Consider the following 20566-nt stretch of genomic DNA (forward strand, 5'->3'; position numbering starts at 1 on the left):
GCTTCAACCCTGGCGAAATTCGCCGCATCGGCCGTTTTGATGGTTGCACCGGTTTCTACATCAACGTTTTCAACGATCGTGTCGGACATTAGAACGTATCCTTTTGGTTCATAGAGACTGAGCGGAAGGGGCTTCCGAGCGTGTTATCGATTTTGTGCACACGGGTCGGAGCCTTGGGACCGCTGGTTCCGCGGTGAATAACCGGTCCATCTTGTGGGGAGCTTGCCACGGCTGAAACAGGGGTTGGCTGCGCCGCAGTTTCATCATTGAACAGATCAAGGTCTTCACGGACAGGCGTAAAGCGGTTTGCCTTCTGCATGAGAGCATGAGAGCTCGAGAGTTCCTTGAGTTCTGCTTTCAGAACCGACTGCTGACGTTTTGCCTCGCGGGTGAGCGCATCGATTTCAGCAATCAGCTCCCGGGCATCATCCATGCGATTGCCCAGCGCATTGAGAATCTGAGCGCCTTTGACGTTGATCTCCTGAATGGAGACTTCAATCCCGTCCAGCGCGAGCGCAGTCTGGTCGAAAATGCGCTGGTAATCTTCGTGGTAGGACCCCAAACGGCGCAGATCCTTGTGCATTTGCACCATTCGGATTGTGGTCACGACCAATGCCAGAAGCAGCACGCCGTCAACGATTGCGGAGATCATCGAAAAGATCCTTTTCTTCCTCGTGGATGAGTTCTTCAATCTGCAGGGTGTAGGATCCGTCCAGCTGTCCAAGCTGGCAGGTGAATATCGGTTGGTCATTGCAGGCCAGCGTCACGGGCGAGCGCGCAGTTGCCTGAAGCTCAATCACTTGGCCGACCTTCAGGTTTGACAACTCGCCGAGGTGCATCTCGCGTTCTTCCAGGATCGCTTCCAGCTTGACTTCCGTCCGCTGGATTTCGTTGTGGAAGTGCTGCGTCCATTGTTTGTCGCGGCCGGACATTTCGCCGGACAACACTTGGGACAGGGCCTGGCGCAGCGGATTGAGTGTCGCGTGCGGCAGTACGACGAAGACTTCGCCACCGCGGCCGATGGCCTGCTGGAGCAGGCGTCCAACGACCGCAGGGTTGTTACGCCGGCCGACGACCGCAAAATCCATGCGGCTTTCGATCCGCTCGATTTTCAAAGTTGTTTCTGCAATCGGCGCGAAAGACTCGGCCAAAGACTTCGCAGCAACTTCAAATATCGTCCGGGCAATGCGCGTTTCGATATTTGAAAAGGGTCGCTCCTCATCAATGGGAGGTTCGGTTCCGTCGGCGCCGAACAGCACATCCACCAGGGTGAAGATGAAATCCCGGTCGAAGCCGACCAGCACGCGGGCATCCCATTCCGGAGAGTAGAGAACCGCAACAAGCGCATTGGATTCAAACTCATCCAAAACATCGCCAATCCGGTTGTTCTCCACATAACTGACCGAGATGTACGACGGCGAGGGTGATTTTTGGCGCATTACATCTGCCATCACCCGCGCCATGCGGTCGAAAACCACTGGCAGCATCGGCAGGCGGTCTACGGAGATCCCCGCAGCGTCCAGCAGGCGGTCCGTGATCATCGCCCGTTCTGAGTTGGAGGCAGATTGCGTGTCTGTTGCTGCATCGAGCATGGTTTATGCGGCTCCCTGGAGGTCGGCCGTGCTGGTTTCTGCGCCGCCGGCTCTCATGGTTTCATTCTCGACTTCGTCGATGGTTGGCCGGTCGTATCCGGAGATGGTCTTACGGCCATGCTCCAGCGCGATTTGCGGGTCAGCGCCGTTCATGAAGGCCAGCAGGGTTTGCTTGACCACGATGTAGTTGCGCAGCCGTGTTTCGCGGACCGATTTGATTTTTGCGGCCAGCGGGCCAAACAAGGAGTAGGAGAACAGGATCCCGATGAACGTTCCCACAAGGGCGGCGCCGATCAGGCTACCGAGCAACTGAGGCGACTGGTCGATCGCACCCATGGCCTTGATCACGCCAAGGACCGCAGCAATGATCCCGATCGCCGGAAGGGCGTCGGCCACGCTGCTCATTGCATGATACGGCTTCATCTGATCCCGGTGGATGGTTTGGATTTCCTCATCGACCAGCGCTTCGATTTCATGAGCACGGGCATTGCCGACGATGATCAGGCGGAAGTAGTCACAGATGAACGTTGTCATGTTGGCGTCGCGCAGGACCGACGGATACTTCTGGAAAATTGCTGATGTGCTTGGGTCTTCGATATGCGGTTCGACAGCATTGCGGCCCTTCGCGCGCAACTCCCGCATCAGGCCGTAAAGCAGAGCGAGTACATCCAGGTAATCACGTTTGGACGGGACCGCATTCCGCAAAGCATCCGATACAGCGACGGTCGTGCCGAGAATGACTTTCATTGGGTTGGCAACTATGAAAGCGCCAATTGCGACCCCAAGAATGATCACCAATTCCCAAGGTTGCCAAAGAACGAGGACCTTTCCGCCCATGGCGGCAAAACCGCCAATCAGGGATGCCGCGCCGATTATCAGGCCGATAATAATAGTCACCTAACAGCTCCTATCGGGTGAGGTTTTACTGTGTTGGTGAAAAGCTAGGGGACGAGACTTGTCCGAAGCTGACCGAACGGCCGTTTGCACCGGTGTGGCCCAGTCAGCTTGGCGTAAGCTCCGGGCGCGAATGTGTTTTCAAGACACTTACCGCTTAAAGGGCGCGGACATGATCAATACGATTACGCAGGTACAGCTGGTTCGGAACAATATGGACCGCTCCATCCAAACCGTCGCATCAGATCCTATGGTGGAACGCCAGACCGAGTACTATCGCGAGAACATCAGCGACATAAAATCGATTGATGAGTTCCTATCGAATGACAGGATCTACCGCTACGCCATGACGGCCATGGGCCTGGAAGACATGATTTACGCAAAAGCGTTCATGCGGAAGGTTCTGGAAGAGGGTATTTCGAAACGCGATTCATTTGCCAATCAGCTGACGGATCAGAGATACCAGAAGTTCGCAGAAACATTTAACTTCGCAAGTCACGGTGAGGCGACGACCGCCTTTAGACGAACCCAAGAAGGTATTGTCGACAAGTTTCACCGGCAAACACTTGAAATCCGGCAAGGCGAACAGAACAACGGGGTCCGTCTGGCTCTCTATTTTGAGAGGCAAGCATCCACGATCCAAAATGCCTACAACATTCTTGCCGACCGTGCGCTTGCAGAAACAGTCTATACAGCTTTGGGGCTGCCAGATTCTTTTGCAATGACGGACATCGACAAGCAGGCGGCCTATTTCGACAAGCATCTGGACTACGAGAAACTGAGCAGCGATCCAGAACATCTGGCCGAATTCCTCGACCGTTTTTCGGCACTCTATGACGTCAAGAATGGTCCCCAGGCGGTTTCATCGCCGACACTGGCTGTTTTTGGTGCTGGTCCTGGAGTTGTGCCATTTGGGGAAGGGCTCTTGTCCAGCATCCAGAATTTCAAACTTGGAGGCAGCTGAGCCATGCAGTCAGCTTTATATGTCGCGTTGTCCGCTCAAGTCGCTCTTTCCAACCGGCTGGAAACAGTCTCCCGGAACGTTGCGAATATGAACACTGCGGGCTACCGCGCTGATGAGATCAATTTCGCTGAAATGGTATCAAAAGCTGGCCCCGATAAAGTTAGCTTTTCAAGTGGTGGCGAGAACTACATCTCTCGTCAGAATGGCAGCCTGACCAAAACGGACAATCCTCTGGATCTTGCGATTGAAGGAGAGGGCTGGTTCGCCATTCGTGATGCAAATGGTGGACTCTCCTATACTCGAGATGGCCGGCTCAACATCGCTGATGACGGAACCTTGAGGACTGTGACCGGGCAGGTGATCGTTGGTGCCGGCGGGCAACCGATCCAGCTCAATCCGGACGGAGGAACACCGCTCGTCACGCAAAACGGGGACGTCATTCAAGGCGATGAAGACATCGTTGGCCAGATTGGTCTCTTTCTAATCCCGAATGATGCCAAACTGACCCGAAAGGAGAATTCTGCAGTTTTACCGGACCGGGCAGTCATTCCGGTTCAGGTGTTCGACCAGCATGGGATCCGGCAAGGCTATGTGGAAGGGGCGAACATAAATCCCATCCGCGAGATGACCAAGATGATCTTGATCTCCCGCGCGTTCGAAAGCGCCACCAAAATGATCGACATGGGCAGTGAAAGCCAAAAGACGGCCATCCGCGAATTGGGCAAAACATCATGAGTGCGGTGGTTGGCATAAGCTCTCCTTCTGAAGATCCATCCCCACGGCATGTGCTACTGAAGACTGTCGAGGCATCACAAAAAGCAACGGACGCAAAAGCACCGACAAAGGCGGGATTCGGGTTTTCTGATTTTGTTGATGTGATCAATCCGCTGCAGCACATCCCAGGTGTTTCTAACGTTTACCGCGCTGTGACGAACGATCAGATTTCCGAGGACGCGCGTCACGCCGGCCGCACACTTTATGGAGCCGCATTGGGTGGTCCGGTCGGCATCGGTCTCATGATGGCCTATGATGCGATGACAACACCTGGAACAAGCAGCACTGCACAGGACACGTTGGATCCTGAAGTTGCGTCGGTTGAGACACCGCGGACAATCACCGCACCCGAAACACCTAATGGGGATGGGTTTGATAGCGAAGGCGCACCGATGATATCCGCGTCGTCCCCAATCCTCGGAGAAACAGTTGCAAGTGCCGGTGAGCGAACACCTGGAACGCCGTTTAATCTGCTGCAATTCGGTGAGTTATCAGAGGACGCAGTTCCTGCGCCAAAGCCGAGCAATAACGATTCCACAGAACGCGTACCTGAGCCTGGTAGGATATCAACAGGTGACGCACCGGGAGCCGATCAGTCCGATACCAAGACGGTTGTACCAAGTAGCGACGATTTGGGCAGGCTCGCAGAGCACGAATCCAACCACCTTTCCCTGGATGTCTTGAAAGCCCTACAGGAGCGTCATGCCAAGCTCTCAGCATCTTAACAGCCTGGATCAAATCACGGCCTCCTTGGCTGCTCTTGATACAGAAATTGGCCGCGTCAAACTGAGCGGTCAGGTTACGCAGGTCTCCGCTGAAGCGATCCGGGTGTCCGGATTGTCACGCGTGGTTTGTTTGGGTGATCTGATTCAATTTGAAGGCCGGTCCGGTGTTCGTCAGGGCGAGATTATCCGGCTTGAACAAAAGGATGTTGTTGTCAAACCTCTTGAACGGGTATCGGACATTGGAATTGGCAGCGTTGCCTCGCTGATGGGAGGTTTGGCAATTCATCCGGACCTTAGCTGGCGCGGGCGCATCATCAATGCCCTTGGAGAGCCGATCGACGGGCAGGGGCAATTGCGTCACGGCGTCGAGGCTTTTCTTCTAGACAGGGCGCCACCTCCGGCAATGAACCGAGAAAAGATCACGGAAGGCGTGCGAACAGGTGTTCGTGTCATTGATCTCTTTACGCCGTTATGTGTCGGGCAGAGGATCGGTGTCTTCGCTGGTTCAGGCGTAGGGAAATCCACGTTGCTCGGGATGCTCGCCGGGTTTGGAGAGTTCGACACCGTCGTGGTCGGTCTTGTCGGTGAGCGCGGCCGTGAAGTCCGGGAGTTTATTGACGACATTCTTGGTGAAACGATTGCCAATTCCGTCGTTGTTGCCTCCACCGGTGATGAAAGCGCAATGCAGCGCCGCCTCGCTCCGAAAACAGCCATGAGTGTTGCCGAATACTTCAGGGCTCAAGGGCATAAAGTGCTGCTGATTTTGGATTCTGCGACACGTTTTGCTCATGCAGCCCGCGATGTCGCCCTTGCCGCTGGTGAGCCTCCTGTCGCCCGCGGGTATCCGCCAAGTGTTTTTGCAGATCTTGCCCGGCTGATTGAACGCGCTGGACCAGGTGCGACCGGCGAAGGGTCAATAACTGGCATTTTTTCAGTCCTTGTAGACGGGGACGACCACAATGATCCTGTGTCCGACGCCATCCGGGGTTTGCTTGACGGCCATATTGTTCTGGATCGAAAAACCGCGGAAGCAGGAAGATATCCGCCGGTGGAGATTCTGAAATCAACATCGCGTCTTGCGTCCCGCGCGTGGACAGAAGATCAGCAAGAATTGATCCACCGGATCAAAGGGCTGATTTCTCATTATGAAGATACAAAAGATCTTCGGATGATGGGTGGGTTTCAAATCACTGGTGATGAGCATTTGGAGAAAGCGTGCCGCCTCGTCCCCAAGATCTACGAAGCGATGCGGCAGGGTGCCCAGCAACCGGTGCCGGGAGATCCTTTTGCCGAGTTGGCTCAAGCCTTGGCTGCGGACGCGTAAACCATTTTCGATGAAATCATGTAAAAGTTACGAGGCGTCGCTTTATTTAGCGGCGTTTTTTATATATATCTTCGATTAATTCATCTGCAATAATTTGTAGAAACGCATTTTAATAAAATTACTTATTATTTTTATCTCAATATCTCTGCCGTTTTATTTAGTTTTGCATCTGTCGATAAGTTATGGTGTTACCAAAAACCTCCAAATACAACTCTCGCGATGGAAGAATTGTTGACGTCGCGATGTGGTAATTTTACCCATACTACATCGAAAAAATTTGGGGGCTAAATCATGTTTATCATCGTTGACGACAGAGAGATCGTCACGAGCGGCTATGCCGCTGCCTTTGAGAGAGAGGGGTATGCTTCCCTCGAATTGTTGCCGAGTGAATTGCCTGATTGGCTGGAAACAGGGTGCTCACAAGATCTGGCTTCTGTTGATGCAATCTTGATCGGCGAGTGCACTGAGAGGGCTGGTTTTGTAACGCAGATCAGAAGCCGTTGCCCGGAAGCGCAGATCGTTGCCCTTGAAGACACGGCAAGCTTACAAGGGACCCTTGATCTTTTCTCAGCTGGATTCGACGAGGTGTTGAAAAAACCAGTTCATGTTCGCGAAATCATTGCCCGGTTCGGTGTGTTTCGCCGTCGCGCCATGGCACGTGACACGTCCTCGGAGGCGGGTGCAATTGAGGTATTTTTTGATGGTCGTGACCCGACTGTTGGCGGGCAGGTCATGGAATTGCCACGCCGTGAGCGCCGCATCCTTGAGTATCTTGTCAAAAACAAAGGCCGCAGGGTCACCAAAACGCAGATCTTTAATGCGGTTTATGGTGTCATGAACGAAGGCGTGGACGAGTGTGTGGTCGAGAGCCATATCTCCAAGCTGCGCAAAAAACTGAAACGCCAGCTTGGTTTTGATGCCATCGAATCCACCCGGTATATCGGTTACATGTTGAAAGACACAACGTCTCCGAAACGTCTCGTCAATGAAAAATCAGCTCCTAAAACGGTGCGTCATCCAGTTCGTGCGGTTGTCAAGAAACGTGACTTGGTTCTTGCTGTCGAGAATGCCGGCTGACTGGCATCAGATTCATCCGATTGTCCTGCTATGCCCCCAAAAAATAATTAGGGCGATCTGGTCCGGCCGGAGCCGCAACCGGGTTCCGGCTGTAGCTGTTATATCAGTGTAGCCGGCGCAGAGTAATACGAGGTTAGCCCGATCGTATATCGTTCCAGGCTCCTATTTTGGGCGGGGTGTGCCTCTTTTCTCTTTGTTCTTTTATCGTGATCTGTGTTGATGCTGATTTCCGGCGGCTTTCTGTCCCGTCTGCGTCAACCGCCGGTTCATCTTTGCTCTTGATCCTTCTCCGAAGCCCGAGCGTCAATAGCTAAGAAAAAAAACCGCATAATAAGGTCTGAGTGGCGCTAATATAGGCGTTAGTTACAATTGTCTTTTAAGAAAAATTTAGAAAACTAGATCAATCTGATCAAACGAGTTGGACTTAGAAACTTGTCAAATCTTTTTCCAGTAGCCGGTCTGACGTTGTTGGAGTTAGAATGAACTGGGCCAGTTGTTTGTTAAGTGCGTATCGGTTCCCAGGGCGAAATCTTCCGTCCGGTGGCCTGAGTCCGAATAGCGGCGCTTTAGGGGTGTGCGGATGCTCGTTTTTAAAGCTCCGGCCGAGGGGGCAGTGATTTGAGTTCGAGCGCCAGTACATCTTTGCCTTTTGCGGCATCTGAGATGGGTCGGAATAGCCTGTCTCGGACGTTTATTGTTTACACCCTTGGTCTGTTTGCAGTTCTCGGCGTAATTTTTATCGCAATCTTAACCAAAATCACTTGGGATGCTTCGCACGCCCGGGCCATTCGGGTCACGGAGGCATTTTTTCAGGCAACGAAACGGCCTTTTGAACGCGCGATCTGGACTGTGAATGCGGATGCAACACTGCAATTGATTCGTGGGCTTGAGAGCCTTGAGGTCGTTGAGAAGGTCTGGGTCGAAACACCCGATACGGGCAATTTTGGGGATCCGCCAGTAGATGAACGCCGCCAATCGGCGCTCAGCTACACCCTGAACTCTCCAAGCACCATTCTTCACAAGGACATGATTGGTCAGGTCTTCATTATGATTGACCGGAATTCGATCTCCTATGAAATCGTTTCGACTGTTGGTTTGATCGTAACTGCAATCATTGCGTATCTTCTGGTTCTTGCGTTCGTCATCCGAAGCATCTTTCACAGGCTGATTGGTCTACCTCTGTCCGAGATCGTCGCATATCTGTCTACGCCGCGTTTGATTGAAGATCCGCCGACTGAGGCGCTCATGCCCGGGCGAGCGGATGAGATTGGGATTCTGGCGTCGAGCCTCCAGTCTATGGTGCAACGGCGGCATTTGGATTTGCAAAAAATTCAAGAATACCAGACCAATCTTGAGGAGCTTGTGACGCATCGCACCGAGCAGCTCAAGTTGGTGCAAGAAGAGCTTATTCAGGCTGACAATCTTGCAGCGCTTGGGTCGCTGGTTGCCGGTGTTTCGCACGAATTGAATACGCCGTTGGGTAATGCATTGATGGCCGCGACAACTATAAAAGATTCTGCGGTGCATCTGGATGACGAGCTTGAGCGCCAGACGCTGAGCAAGGAAGCGCTGGAAAATGAAGTGGCGCGGATTTCCGAAACCGCAACGATCATTGAAAAAACACTCGCCCGAGCCCGGGAGTTGGTCGGCAATTTCCGTCAGGTGGCTGTTGACCGGCAGAGCGAAAAGAAACGTGCGTTCAATTTTGATCACATCATCCGTGAAACAATCGCAACGCTGCAGCCAACACTTCAAAAAACACCGTATAAACTGGAACTTGATCTCGATGGAGATCAGATTATTGACAGTTATCCAGGGGCTGTTAGTCAGCTCGTCTCCAATTTTGTCGAAAACGCTGTGAAACATGCCTATGAAGGTCGGGAACACGGAACGATCCGATTGTCGTCACGTGTTGAAAATCGAAGCTCGGGCGGTCCCGGGGCGACGGGCAGTACAATTGTGTTCAAGTGCCGCGACGACGGTGTCGGGATTCCGGACAAAAATTTGAAAAAAGTCTTCGAACCCTTTTTTACGACAAAATTCGGCAAAGGAGGATCCGGGCTCGGCATGGCAATTTGCTATCAACTTGCAACTGAGGCCTTGAGTGGCACAATCTCTGTGTCATCGAAGGTTGGGCATGGGACTGAGTTCACCGTTGAGATCCCGGTGACAGAGCCAGAGAAGAAAAAGGCACACATAACAACAACGACGAAGGTGCATTGACATGGTGATGGATTTTCTAGCACCTTCTGAGCCTAAGACTAGCGAGGAGCTTGAAAAGCCCTGGAAAGTCCTGATTGTTGACGACGATCCGGACGTGCATGAAGTGACGCGTATCGCGGTCTCGGGATGCCGTTTCGAAAACCGTCCGTTCCAGTTGTTGCATGCATTGTCGGCTCATGAAGCCAAGCAGATCCTTCAAGAACATGACGATATTCCGGTTGCGCTCGTAGACGTCGTCATGGAAAGCGATACCGCGGGGCTCGGCCTTGTCAGTTGGATCCGCAAGGATCTGGGCAATCGCTTTACACGTTTGATCCTGAGAACCGGCCAGCCGGGCTATGCGCCGCAAGCTGATGTGATCATGAAATTCGACATCGACGGCTATGCCGAAAAGGCGGAGCTGTCGCGCACCAAGTTGATTACAGCGATCGTTACCGCCCTGCGCGGTTACAAGCTGGTGATGTCGATAGAGACCAACCGCAAGAAGCTGAAGGAGTTGAACACGCATTTTGCGGAAATTGTCCAGCAGAACGCGCTCAGTGAATTCGCATCCGCGGTGCTGGAACAGTTCACCGCTTTGATCGGTAAACCGATCGATTGCCTTTTGTGCGGGTATGAAACCCTTCCGGAATACGCCGGTACGGACAAGGTTGGCGTGCGTGTGCTGTCAGCCCGCGGCATCCATGAAGACAAGGTCGATTTGCCCCTCGATGTAATAAGCAGCAGTGATATCCGGCAGGCCGTTTCTCAATGTATTGAGACGCAGGAGATGTGCGACAATGCTGACGGCATCGCGTTGCCATTGGTCACCCGCAACGGGATGTCCGGCGCGCTTTATCTCGGCACGACCTACCAGGAGCTTGAGGATTTGGTCGGGTCCGAGGTGGTTCAGCTCTTTGTTTCCAATGCCGCCCTCGGTTATGAAAAAACCGGGCTTTTGGAGCACATCCGGAATCTCGCCTATGTCGACCGGATGACGGGTCTGTCGACCTTTTCAGGATTCCTCGAAGCCTTCTACAGAAATACGCTCACCGCATCGAAATTGATGGTGGTGCATGCCGACATTCAGCGGTTCAGGGTTATTGTCGACGGGATTGGTGACGAGAAGGCCTCGGGTGTTTTGAGAAAAACCGGACATCGCTTGTCACGGACTTTCCCGGACGCGCTGTCGATCGCGCGCAAAGAACGGGACGAGTTTCTTATTCTCTTGAAGGGCAGCAGCGAAGATGATGTTCAAGATGTCGTTGCCCGTGTTGAAGAGGCTTTCCAGGAACCCATCCGGCTCGACGACACGCAATTGACACTGCGTCCGCGCTTGGGATTTGCGTTGTCCGCCGACCCATCCGATACGGCTGAAAACATAGCGCGTCAGGCATCCATTGCACTCAACGACGTGCGGCAGAATGCGAACAGCAGTTATGCGTTGTTCAACCCGTTGATGCAGGAAGCGGCTTTTGAGCGGCTTCGTTTGGCATCTTTGTTGACCGGTGGTCAGGAACAAACTGAGTTTTCGGCTCACTATCAACCGATCATGTCGGCAAAGGACGAGAGCATAGCGTCCTTTGAGGCGTTGATGCGGTTCCGTACGCCGGGTGGTGCATTCCTGAATACGGCCAGCATGATCGAAGCTGCGGAAACCAGTGGGTTGATCACCGAAATCGGTGCCTGGATGTTCCGGACGTCTTTCTCGGAGTTCAGCAGCTTTGAGGGTCTCTCCGATCAGGTTCGTTTGAACGTGAACCTGTCGCCCCGTCAGGTCCATGCCAGCCGGATCTACAAGGATATTGAGGACGCGGCGACCAACGCTGAATTGTCTTTGAACCGGTTGGTGTTTGAGGTCACGGAAGGTTTGTTCCTCAGCAATGACCAGGTCACCCTTGATCTTTTGACGTGGCTTCGCAAACGCGGAGCAACTGTTGTGATCGATGACTTTGGAACTGGTTACTCGTCCCTGAGCTACCTGCGTAAGCTTCCGGTGGACGGCATCAAAATTGACCGCAGCTTCATCATGCACATGGATCAGGACCCGGATGCGCTTGCCGTTGTGAAGTCGCTTCTGGCTGTTGCAAAGGCGCTTGATCTGAGCGTGACTGCTGAGGGAGTTGAGACCGTTGCGCAACGGCAAATCATGCAGGACCTGAACTGCAGCTACCTGCAGGGCTATCTCTACTCCAAGCCCCTCAGCGCTGCGGAGCTCACGGACTTTATCAACAAGGCCATCGAACCGGGCGTAGCGTTTGGCTGAGGCCGATTGTAACGCCCGGGACTGCACGATCCCGCTTTTCTGTTGTGTCAGAGAACAAGAACCGGCACTTTTGCACCTGCCGGTTCTGCCGGAGCGAATGGCGGGCGCACGATCAATCCACCTGATTTGGCCAGTAACGCCAGCATTGAACTGTCCTGCTTCGGGAAGGGCGCTGCGGTCAACTGGCCCTCGGCGTCTTCACGGAGCATTGCACGCACATAGTCCTGCCGCCGGTCGTTTTCCCCGATTGCCTCGGCTAAAATTGCTTCTTTGGGAGATGCCGATCCATTCGGCGCGCCCAGCATTGCTGCGATGAGCGGTTTCAGGAACAAAAGACCGCACACGAGACTGGAGACCGGGTTTCCAGGAAGCCCGAGAACCTTTGTTTTCCCGAGGCGGCCCGCCATCAGAGGCTTTCCGGGGCGCATCGCGATCCGCCAGAACGACAGGTCCATCCCCTCATTGCCAAGAACATCCTGTACAAGATCGTGATCACCGACGGACGCGCCGCCAAGGGTTACAAGAATGTCGGCCTCTTCTGTAATGGCCCGCTTAACGCAAGCCGCAAGTTCCTTTGGTTCATCGGCTGAAATGCCTAGGTCGAGCGGTTCCCCGCCGCAGTCCTCAACCATCGCCGCAATGCCGGCATGATTGGACGCAATGATTTGGTCAGGGCCGGGTCTGCCGCCTGGCCGGACAAGTTCGTCGCCCGTCGCGAGGATGGCAACCTTGGGCCGCTTCACGACGGGTAAGACCGCATGGTTCATCGCAGCGGCAAGAGCCAAATGTCGATAGTCGAGTTTCAACGGTGGATTTAGGAGGATGTCGCCTTCTGAAAAATCCAGCCCGGCCGCGCGAACGAACGCGCCTTTTGCGGGGTTTTCCAGAACCTTGATCCGATCATCGCAACGTTCGGCGTTTTCCTGGATCAAGATGGTGTCGGCACCTTCGGGAACCGGGGCGCCAGTAAAGATCCGAACCGCTTGTCCCGGACCAACCTGTCCGGAATATCCATGACCTGCCGGAGCTTCGCCGATGACGTCGAGTTCTGTTAGCTCGGATGTCAAATCGGAGTGCCGGATCGCATAGCCATCCATAGCGGATGCCGCAAATGGCGGCTGTGTTCGCGTTGAGGCGAGGGGCCGTGCGAGGAACCGGCCATTGGCTGCCTCCAGCGGTACAGTCTCCGCCTCCAGAGGAGCAACGCCTTTCAAGAGCTTATCAAGGGCCTCCGAAACCGGCATCAGGCTCATCAGGTGCCGCCCTCGCTGCCGTCCTTTTCCAACGTCCAGTGCCCGGATTTTCCGCCAGCCTTCTCAACAAGCCGAATATCTCCTATGACCATGCCGCGATCGACGGCCTTGGCCATGTCATAGATGGTAAGGCAAGTCAGCGAACACGCTGTCAGCGCTTCCATTTCCACCCCGGTTTGGCCGCTCACTTTTGTGGTCGCCGTAACAACAAGGCCGGGGAGACTATCATCCGGCTCAATGTCGACGTTCACCTTGGACAGCATCAGCGGGTGACAGAGCGGGATAAGCTCATGGGTTTTTTTGGCAGCCAGGATGCCCGCAATCCGGGCAGTTCCGATCACATCGCCTTTTTTGGCGTTCCCGGAACGGATGAGTTCCAGGGTTTCAGCGCGCATGGTGATGTGTCCGCGCGCAACGGCGATCCGGTGTGTTGTTTCCTTTTCGGAGACATCGACCATGTTGGCCGCACCCGCGGCATCCAAATGTGTGAGGGTCGGTTCAGCCACGTGTCAGCCTGCCTTTGACAGTGTTTCTTTGGCAAGAAGAGACTTCGTGGCTGAGGCGACGTCGTCTTGACGCATCAAGCTCTCACCGATGAGGAAGGTGGAAATGCCTACCTTGTTCATCCGCGAAAGATCAGCTGGCGTGAACAGTCCAGATTCCCCGACGATGATCCGGTCATCAGGGATCATCGGCGCCAGTTCTTCGCTAGTTTCCAGTTTGGTCTCGAATGTCTTCAGGTTTCGATTGTTGATGCCCATCAAAGGAGACGACAGCTTGAGCGCGCGTTCCAGTTCTTCCGCGTTGTGAACTTCCAAAAGGACGTCCATGCCGAGCTCAAACGCCGTGTCTTCGAGCGCCTTCGCCGTGTCGTCATCGATCGCAGCAAGAATGATCAGGATGCAGTCACCACCCCAAGCCCGGGCTTCGTAGACCTGGTAGGTATCGTAGAGAAAATCCTTGCGCAGGGCAGGCAGACTTACGGCATCGCGAGCTGCGGTCAGGAACTCTGGCTTTCCCTGGAATGACGGCGTGTCGGTCAGAACGGATAGGCATGCAGCGCCTCCGGCCTCATATGCTTTCGCAAGCAGTGGCGGATAGAAATCCTCGCGAATTAGCCCCTTGGAGGGGCTTGCCTTTTTGATCTCGGCAATCAGAGCATAGTGGCCGGCAGCATGTTTGGCTTCAAGGGCTTTTTGAAAACCGCGCGGCGCACTTACATCCTGAATATGCGCTTTTAGATCGTCGAGAGAAACTGCTGCCTTGGCAGCTGCGATCTCATCGCGCTTATAGGCTTCTATTTTTTGAAGTATGTCGGCCATGTCTTATCCGTTCGAGACTGCGACGAGTTCGTTCAATGTGCTGGCAGCAGACCCTGAATCAATAGACTGGGCGGCCATTGCAACGCCTTCCTTAAGGTCGGTGACCTTGTCCGCAACGATCAAAGATGCAGCTGCGTTGAAGAGCACGACATCCCGATATGCGTTCTTTGCACCAGCGAGGACTTCGCGCAGGGCCTTCGCGTTTTGCGCTGGCGTACCGCCTTTCAGATCCGCAAGTTTTGCCTTTGGCAAACCGGCGTCCGCAGGCGTGACTTCGAACGAGCGGATCTCCCCGCCGGACAATTCGCTGACGAATGTCGGACCGGTGGTGGTGATCTCATCCATGCCGTCGGATCCATGAACGATCCAGGCTTTTTCTGTTCCAAGTTCCTTCAAGGCCTGGGCGACTGGCTCGACCCATTTGCGGTCGAAGACGCCGGTCATCTGGCGTTTCACGCCGGCCGGGCAGGACAGGGGGCCTAAAAGATTGAAAATCGTCCGCGTACCCAGTTCCATCCGCGTCGGGCCGACATTTTTCATGGCGGCGTGATGAAGCGGGGCGAACATGAAGCCGATGCCTGCCTTGGAAATACAGTCCGAGATAACCTCCGGCGTTACATCAATATCCACACCGAGCTCGACCAGTGCTTCTGACGCGCCCGACTTGGATGACAGCGAGCGGTTGCCATGTTTCGCGACGGGAACGCCGCAACCGGCAACAACCAGCGCCGTGCAGGTCGAGATGTTGTAGCTGCCGGAATTGTCACCACCGGTGCCAACAATATCTATCGCATCTGCCGGTGCATCGACTGGCAGCATCTTCTCGCGCATTGTCGCAACAGCGCCGGTCACTTCAGCAACGGTTTCACCGCGCACCCGCAAGGCCATCAGGAAGCCTCCGAGCTGCGACGGCGTCGCCGAACCGCTCAAAATTATGTCGAACGCGCTCCGGGCCTCTTCAAAGGTCAGGGCATGCCCGTCCGCGACCTTGGCAATGTAGTCCTTGAAGCTCTGCATTTTACATTCCGCTGCCGCTGTGAGCCGTTCCATCCGGGTTCAAGCCGATGACCTGGGCTACAGCAGCGCTGTTGATGTCAACACCTGCCCGGGTTTCCTGTTCCGCAACAAACAAATCCAGCAAGGAATTTTGAACCTGTTGGGAGAGCTGTCCTTCCAGCGCTGTGACCTCGGACGTCTCAGGGTTAAACTCTGGGATCTCAGAACCGGTGACTTTCAGAACAACCCGGCCGTTGCCGTCGGCCGTTTCGGCTGTCGCAACAGAGCCAGCCGGCCCTTCGAAAATCGCGGTAAGGGCATCGCGGCCAAGGTCGCCGGTCGGAACGCTGCGGGTAATACCTTCTGCGGTTTGAACTGATACGCCCTCGGCAGCGGCAAGGTCGCCCAAGCTGGTGCCGCTCTCGGCTTTCGCCAACAGATCTGTTGCCTTTTGGCTGAGGCGTTCGTTCAGCTGATCCGATTTCCAGGCAGCAATAACCTGATCCCGAACTTCGTCGAGGTCACGATCCCGTTCTGGAGTGACGCTGGTCACGTCGTACCAGAGGTATCCGCGATTACCGATCTGAAGGACGTCGTTTTCAATGCCGATGTCGCTGTCGAACGCGCCCGCAATCAGGCCTTCCGCATCCGGCAGAATGGCATCGGTTTCAATTGTGGTCTTGCCCTCGCGGTCGAAAGAGCCGGTGCTTTTGACAGCCAAGGAGAAGCGTTCGCCGATTTCGTCAAGAAGCGCACCGCCTGCACGTGCGTCTTCGATCTCATCCAGGAGGTCGAGGATTTCGCGTTCTGCCTGTTCCAGGGCGAGCTCTTCAACAATTTCGTCACGCACATCCGCAAAAGGTGTCGTGTTTGCCGGAATGATCTCTTCCACGTTCACGATGACGTCGGAAAAACGGCCATCAATGACATCACTGGTTTCGCCCGCGGAAAGCGCGAAGGCTGCGTCCCCGATCGCATCGTCGAGGAAGTCCGCACGGGACATTACGCCGAGCGTGACATCATTGTTGGTCAGATTGCGGTCTGCCATCAGGTCTGCGAACGTTTTGCCGCTGGCCAGTGCCTCTGCTGCGGCCTGTGCATCTTCATCGGAGTTAAACGACAGTTGGCGCACACGGCGGCGCTCTGGTTCGGCAAAGTCGGAAATCCGGCGATCATATTCTGACCGGGTATCCGCGTCATTGATGTCCTCAGGACGCGCAAGCGCGGACGGAACCAGTTCGACATACTTGATTTCGCGGTATTCGGGTGCCCGGAAGTCCGCCTTCTTGCCATCATAGTAGGTGACAAGGGCATCTTCTGCGGGGTCTTCGATGTCGCCGATTTGCTCTGCAGCGATGGCAACATACTCGACCGAGCGTGTCTCCTTCTGGAAGGCGTCAAATGCTGCAAGGTAGGCTTGCGGCGCGCTCATGCCCCCGATCAGGCCTTCGATCAATTGGCTGCGCTCTGCTTCCTGACGGCGCAAGATCACATATTCATCTTCCCGGTAGTCATTGGCGTTCAGCACCTGCTGAAGGCGGCTGCGGTCATACCGCCCGGAAGCACCCTGGAACGCCGGATCCGACTGGATGATAGCGCCCAGGCGATCGTCGGAGATTCCAACTTTCAGCTCCTGCGCGGCATTGCTCATCGCGGCCTGGCCAATGAGGCGGGCCAGCGCTTGCTGCGGAATACCGAGCGATGCACCCTCCTGCGGCGTCAACGGACGTCCGAACTGTTGACCAAGCCGGTTCAGGTCCTGGCGGTACATGCGGTCAAATTCCAGAAGGGAGACTTCCTTTTCGCCGACTTTGGCGACCGTGTTTTGGCCGTAGCCCTGGAGGAAATCTGTCACACCCCAGATCGCGAAGCTGAAGATCAGCAGGGCGATGAACAGTTTTGCAATCCAGGTACCTGCGCCCTTGCGCAATGAGTCAAGCATGACGTCTCCCGTTTCTTTCGTCTCATGCGGGCGCCTGTCGGGCGCCGTGGTCCGGCTCGCTAGCGGAGCGGGCGGATCATAATGAGGCCTTCATAAACGAGCAAGGCGGCAAGAACAAACATCTTCATGACATTTCGCTGACCCATTGCATGGCGGCTTTGCATCTGGTCTATAGGCGCAAAATGCGGATCTGCAGGAGACATGAATGAGCACGCCGATCAAGCCGATGGTGGCCGGAAACTGGAAAATGAACGGCCTGAAGGCCGGCCAGGCAGAGCTTCACAAGATGCTGGCTGGAATTTCGGAAGATTTGGCTGATCGCGTGGATGTGATGATTTGTCCTCCGGCGACCTTGATCGCATCGTTTTCCGAAAAAGTGACCGGCAACGTTATGGCCATCGGCGCACAAGACTGCCACGCGGCGGCGTCCGGTGCGCATACCGGTGACATATCTGCCGGTATGATCGCTGATGCAGGTGCAAAGGCCGTTATCGTCGGACACTCTGAGCGCCGCACTGATCATGGCGAGACGGATGCAGATGTGAACGCCAAGGCTCAAGCGGCCTGGTCAGCTGGTCTTGTTGCCGTCATCTGCGTTGGCGAAACCGAGGCGGAACGGAAAACCGGCGACGCTGTTGCAGTCGTTGAGCGTCAGTTGGGGGACTCAGTACCGGATGGCGCAACTGCGCAAAACACAGTCATTGCATACGAGCCTGTGTGGGCAATCGGAACTGGATTGACCCCGACAGCGGGTGATGTTGCAGAAATGCATGAGGCCATGCGGGTCGATCTTGCCAAAAGGTTTGGCGCCGAGGGCAGTGCCATGCGTTTGCTCTATGGCGGGTCGGTGAAACCCGGTAATGCAGCAGAACTGATGGCTGTGGAAAACGTCGACGGGGCGCTCGTTGGCGGTGCGAGCCTCAAAGCAGACGATTTCCTGGGGATCCTTGCCGCTTATCAATAAGCCACCAAACCTTGACGCTTTGAACAAGAAGCATCAATTCATGGGTGGTAAGCGGCCTTCTTGTGGTGTAGAAGGCCGCCAATCTTGTATTTCTGAACTGAACGGAAGCCGATGGAAACCGTAGTCATCGTGATCCACCTTATGGTCGTTCTGGCCTTGGTGCTTGTAGTCCTTTTGCAGCGTTCTGAAGGCGGTGCGCTCGGCATGGGCGGCGGCGGCGGTGGAGGCGGCGGATTGATGTCCAGCCGCGGAACAGCCAACGTGTTGACACGGGCGACGGCCATTCTTGCTGTTGCGTTCTTCGCAACGTCTCTAACGCTAAGCCTGATAGCCTCTAACGAAGACAGCCCGGCATCCATCCTTGATGCCGCACCAGCTGCAACAAGCGGTGCGCCTGCTGCGCCAGGTGCTGATACCGACTCCGGTGCCGGTGGCGGCGGAATTCTTGATTCGCTCAGACAACAGAGCCAACCCTCCGGGCCACAGGTTCCAGCTGCTCAGTAACAGAGCGGCGCCGGAACCCGGCCTATTCGCCTAACATATGCCCTGCGGCCCAAATCGCAGGGCATTTTTATGTGTTAAGAACGTAACTCCCGAATGGTCAAATGGCCTTTCGAAAGGATATGGTATTGCTCCATGGCGCGATACATTTTCATCACCGGCGGCGTGGTTTCCTCGCTAGGAAAAGGTCTTGCTTCGGCTGCACTGGGCTCTCTGCTCCAGTCCCGAGGCTACAAGGTTCGGCTTCGTAAGCTCGATCCGTATTTGAACGTGGATCCGGGCACGATGAGCCCGTATCAGCATGGCGAATGCTATGTCACCGACGACGGGGCCGAGACGGACCTTGATCTCGGCCACTATGAGCGGTTCACCGGACGTCCTGCCAACCAGCAGGATAACATCACAACCGGACGCATCTATCAGGACATCATCGCCAAGGAACGCCGTGGTGACTATCTGGGCGGTACGGTGCAGGTGATTCCGCATGTCACCGATGCGATCAAGAATTTCGTCCTCAGTGGCAACGAGGACTACGACTTCGTGCTCGTGGAAATCGGTGGTACGGTTGGCGACATTGAAGGCTTGCCGTTCTTTGAAGCAATCCGTCAGCTCGGCAATGATCTGCCGCGGGGCGATGCGGTCTATGTTCATTTGACCCTCATGCCGTATATTCCGGCAGCTGGGGAGATGAAGACCAAGCCGACACAGCACTCTGTAAAAGAATTGCGCTCAATCGGTATTCAGCCGGACATTCTCATGGTGCGTTGTGACCGTCCAATTCCGGAAAACGAACGCCGCAAGCTGTCCTTGTTCTGTAATGTCCGTGAGACTGCGGTCATTCCAGCTTATGACGTCAAATCCATTTATGACGTACCGATTGCCTATCACAAGGAAGGCCTCGACGACGAAGTCCTTGCGGCATTTGGCATCAAAGGGGCCCCAGCGCCGGTGCTCGACCGTTGGAAGGGCATTTCCGAGGCTGTTGCCAACCCTGAGGGCGAAGTTAAAATTGCCATCGTCGGCAAATACACCGTTCTAAAGGACGCCTATAAATCCATGATCGAGGCCCTGGTTCATGGCGGCATAGCTAACCGGGTCAAGGTCAATCTGGAATGGATCGAATCGGAAACATTCGAGAAGGAAGATCCGAGCCCATACCTTGAAGGTGTCCACGGTATTCTGGTTCCCGGCGGTTTTGGCGAGCGTGGCGCGGAAGGCAAAATAGCAGCTGCACATTATGCGCGGACCCGAGATATTCCGTATTTCGGGATTTGCTTCGGCATGCAGATGGCGGTCGTTGAAGCGGCCCGAAATCTTGCCGGTATCAAAGAGGCGAGCTCCACAGAGTTCGGCCCAACCAGCGAACCTGTTGTCGGTCTGATGACGGAATGGACCAAAGGCAACGCCAAGGAAATGCGGGTTGAGGATGGTGATCTCGGCGGCACGATGCGTCTCGGTGCCTATCCTGCGGCCCTGAAGCCTGGCTCCAAAATTGCCGAGGTTTATGGCTCTACGTCGATTTCCGAGCGTCACCGTCACCGCTATGAAGTGAACATCGATTACCGGGATCGCCTTGAAAACTGCGGGCTGATCTTTGCCGGCACATCTCCGGACGGCGTTCTGCCGGAAACGGTGGAGATTGAGGACCATCCTTGGTTCATCGGCGTTCAGTACCATCCGGAACTGAAATCACGTCCGTTTGAACCACATCCGCTCTTTGCATCCTTTGTCGGTGCAGCGCTGCGACAAAGCCGTTTGGTTTAAGGTCGC

Annotated in this window: 18 protein-coding genes; 10 read left to right on the forward strand and 8 right to left on the reverse strand. The window is 55.0% G+C overall.

Annotated elements, in window-relative coordinates; all coding sequences use genetic code 11:
* Positions 1–88 precede the first annotated feature (88 nt).
* The 3 genes from ACQY4Z_RS23740 to motA are packed head-to-tail and all read right to left on the reverse strand — an operon-like array spanning position 89 to position 2489.
* On the reverse strand, positions 89–652 hold the full coding sequence (locus ACQY4Z_RS23740; RefSeq protein WP_209175439.1) for a hypothetical protein: 564 nt from the start codon (positions 650–652) through the stop codon (positions 89–91).
* On the reverse strand, positions 633–1592 hold the full coding sequence (locus ACQY4Z_RS23745; protein WP_286189875.1) for a flagellar motor switch protein FliM: 960 nt from the start codon (positions 1590–1592) through the stop codon (positions 633–635). Before ACQY4Z_RS23745 ends, ACQY4Z_RS23740 begins: the two co-directional genes overlap by 20 nt.
* Before the next feature lie 3 nt (positions 1593–1595).
* Positions 1596–2489: a flagellar motor stator protein MotA gene (gene motA, locus ACQY4Z_RS23750; RefSeq protein WP_428525387.1), complete on the reverse strand. Its 894-nt coding sequence runs from the start codon at positions 2487–2489 to the stop codon at positions 1596–1598.
* 169 nt (positions 2490–2658) lie between these two features.
* On the opposite strand from motA, the gene ACQY4Z_RS23755 reads away from it, so the two are divergent.
* The 7 genes from ACQY4Z_RS23755 to ACQY4Z_RS23785 all read left to right on the forward strand — a co-directional run bounded on the left by ACQY4Z_RS23755 (position 2659) and on the right by ACQY4Z_RS23785 (position 11818).
* Positions 2659–3450: a DUF1217 domain-containing protein gene (locus tag ACQY4Z_RS23755; protein ID WP_428525389.1), complete on the forward strand. Its 792-nt coding sequence runs from the start codon at positions 2659–2661 to the stop codon at positions 3448–3450.
* A 3-nt stretch (positions 3451–3453) separates the two neighbouring features.
* Positions 3454–4185, forward strand: a complete 732-nt coding sequence (flgF, locus tag ACQY4Z_RS23760; RefSeq protein WP_428525391.1) for a flagellar basal-body rod protein FlgF — start codon at positions 3454–3456, stop codon at positions 4183–4185.
* On the forward strand, positions 4182–4949 hold the full coding sequence (locus ACQY4Z_RS23765) for a hypothetical protein (RefSeq protein ID WP_428525393.1): 768 nt from the start codon (positions 4182–4184) through the stop codon (positions 4947–4949). The genes flgF and ACQY4Z_RS23765 overlap by 4 nt, the downstream gene beginning before the upstream one ends.
* Positions 4927–6273 carry a FliI/YscN family ATPase gene (locus ACQY4Z_RS23770; protein WP_428525395.1) on the forward strand — a complete coding sequence of 449 codons (1347 nt, stop codon included), beginning with the start codon at positions 4927–4929 and terminating at the stop codon, positions 6271–6273. Before ACQY4Z_RS23765 ends, ACQY4Z_RS23770 begins: the two co-directional genes overlap by 23 nt.
* Positions 6274–6564: 291 nt before the next feature.
* Entirely contained in the window at positions 6565–7350 is a 786-nt protein-coding gene (locus ACQY4Z_RS23775; RefSeq protein ID WP_428525397.1) for a response regulator transcription factor, read from the forward strand.
* Between the two features lie 663 nt (positions 7351–8013).
* The gene (locus ACQY4Z_RS23780) at positions 8014–9573 is read left to right on the forward strand and encodes a sensor histidine kinase (protein ID WP_428525399.1); all 1560 of its coding nucleotides are present in this window, start codon (positions 8014–8016) and stop codon (positions 9571–9573) included.
* A gap of 7 nt (positions 9574–9580) precedes the next feature.
* Positions 9581–11818 carry a bifunctional diguanylate cyclase/phosphodiesterase gene (locus ACQY4Z_RS23785; RefSeq protein WP_428525401.1) on the forward strand — a complete coding sequence of 746 codons (2238 nt, stop codon included), beginning with the start codon at positions 9581–9583 and terminating at the stop codon, positions 11816–11818.
* A 47-nt stretch (positions 11819–11865) separates the two neighbouring features.
* Here ACQY4Z_RS23785 and ACQY4Z_RS23790 read toward each other — a convergent pair whose 3' ends face one another.
* Genes ACQY4Z_RS23790 through ACQY4Z_RS23810 form a run of 5 tightly spaced genes read right to left on the reverse strand, consistent with a single transcriptional unit; the run spans position 11866 to position 17331 of the window.
* The gene (locus ACQY4Z_RS23790; RefSeq protein WP_428525403.1) at positions 11866–13071 is read right to left on the reverse strand and encodes a molybdopterin molybdotransferase MoeA; all 1206 of its coding nucleotides are present in this window, start codon (positions 13069–13071) and stop codon (positions 11866–11868) included.
* On the reverse strand, positions 13071–13529 hold the full coding sequence (moaC, locus tag ACQY4Z_RS23795; protein ID WP_050776115.1) for a cyclic pyranopterin monophosphate synthase MoaC: 459 nt from the start codon (positions 13527–13529) through the stop codon (positions 13071–13073). The genes ACQY4Z_RS23790 and moaC overlap by 1 nt, the downstream gene beginning before the upstream one ends.
* A gap of 51 nt (positions 13530–13580) precedes the next feature.
* Positions 13581–14393: an indole-3-glycerol phosphate synthase TrpC gene (gene trpC / locus ACQY4Z_RS23800; RefSeq protein ID WP_428525405.1), complete on the reverse strand. Its 813-nt coding sequence runs from the start codon at positions 14391–14393 to the stop codon at positions 13581–13583.
* Positions 14394–14396: 3 nt separating this feature from the next.
* A complete protein-coding gene (gene trpD, locus ACQY4Z_RS23805) occupies positions 14397–15410 on the reverse strand; it encodes an anthranilate phosphoribosyltransferase (protein WP_428525407.1) in 1014 nt (337 codons plus the stop codon).
* A gap of 1 nt (position 15411) precedes the next feature.
* On the reverse strand, positions 15412–17331 hold the full coding sequence (locus ACQY4Z_RS23810; protein ID WP_428525409.1) for a SurA N-terminal domain-containing protein: 1920 nt from the start codon (positions 17329–17331) through the stop codon (positions 15412–15414).
* A 205-nt stretch (positions 17332–17536) separates the two neighbouring features.
* Here ACQY4Z_RS23810 and tpiA point away from each other — a divergent pair, with 205 nt between their 5' ends.
* The 3 genes from tpiA (at position 17537) to ACQY4Z_RS23825 (ending at position 20560) form a co-directional block, all read left to right on the forward strand.
* Positions 17537–18295 carry a triose-phosphate isomerase gene (gene tpiA / locus ACQY4Z_RS23815; protein ID WP_428525411.1) on the forward strand — a complete coding sequence of 253 codons (759 nt, stop codon included), beginning with the start codon at positions 17537–17539 and terminating at the stop codon, positions 18293–18295.
* A gap of 111 nt (positions 18296–18406) precedes the next feature.
* Positions 18407–18799: a preprotein translocase subunit SecG gene (gene secG, locus ACQY4Z_RS23820; RefSeq protein WP_428525413.1), complete on the forward strand. Its 393-nt coding sequence runs from the start codon at positions 18407–18409 to the stop codon at positions 18797–18799.
* Positions 18800–18931: 132 nt separating this feature from the next.
* Positions 18932–20560, forward strand: a complete 1629-nt coding sequence (locus ACQY4Z_RS23825) for a CTP synthase (protein ID WP_133947282.1) — start codon at positions 18932–18934, stop codon at positions 20558–20560.
* Positions 20561–20566 lie beyond the last annotated feature (6 nt).

Source organism: Roseibium sp., from assembly GCF_965276855.1.
Lineage (GTDB): Bacteria > Pseudomonadota > Alphaproteobacteria > Rhizobiales > Stappiaceae > Roseibium.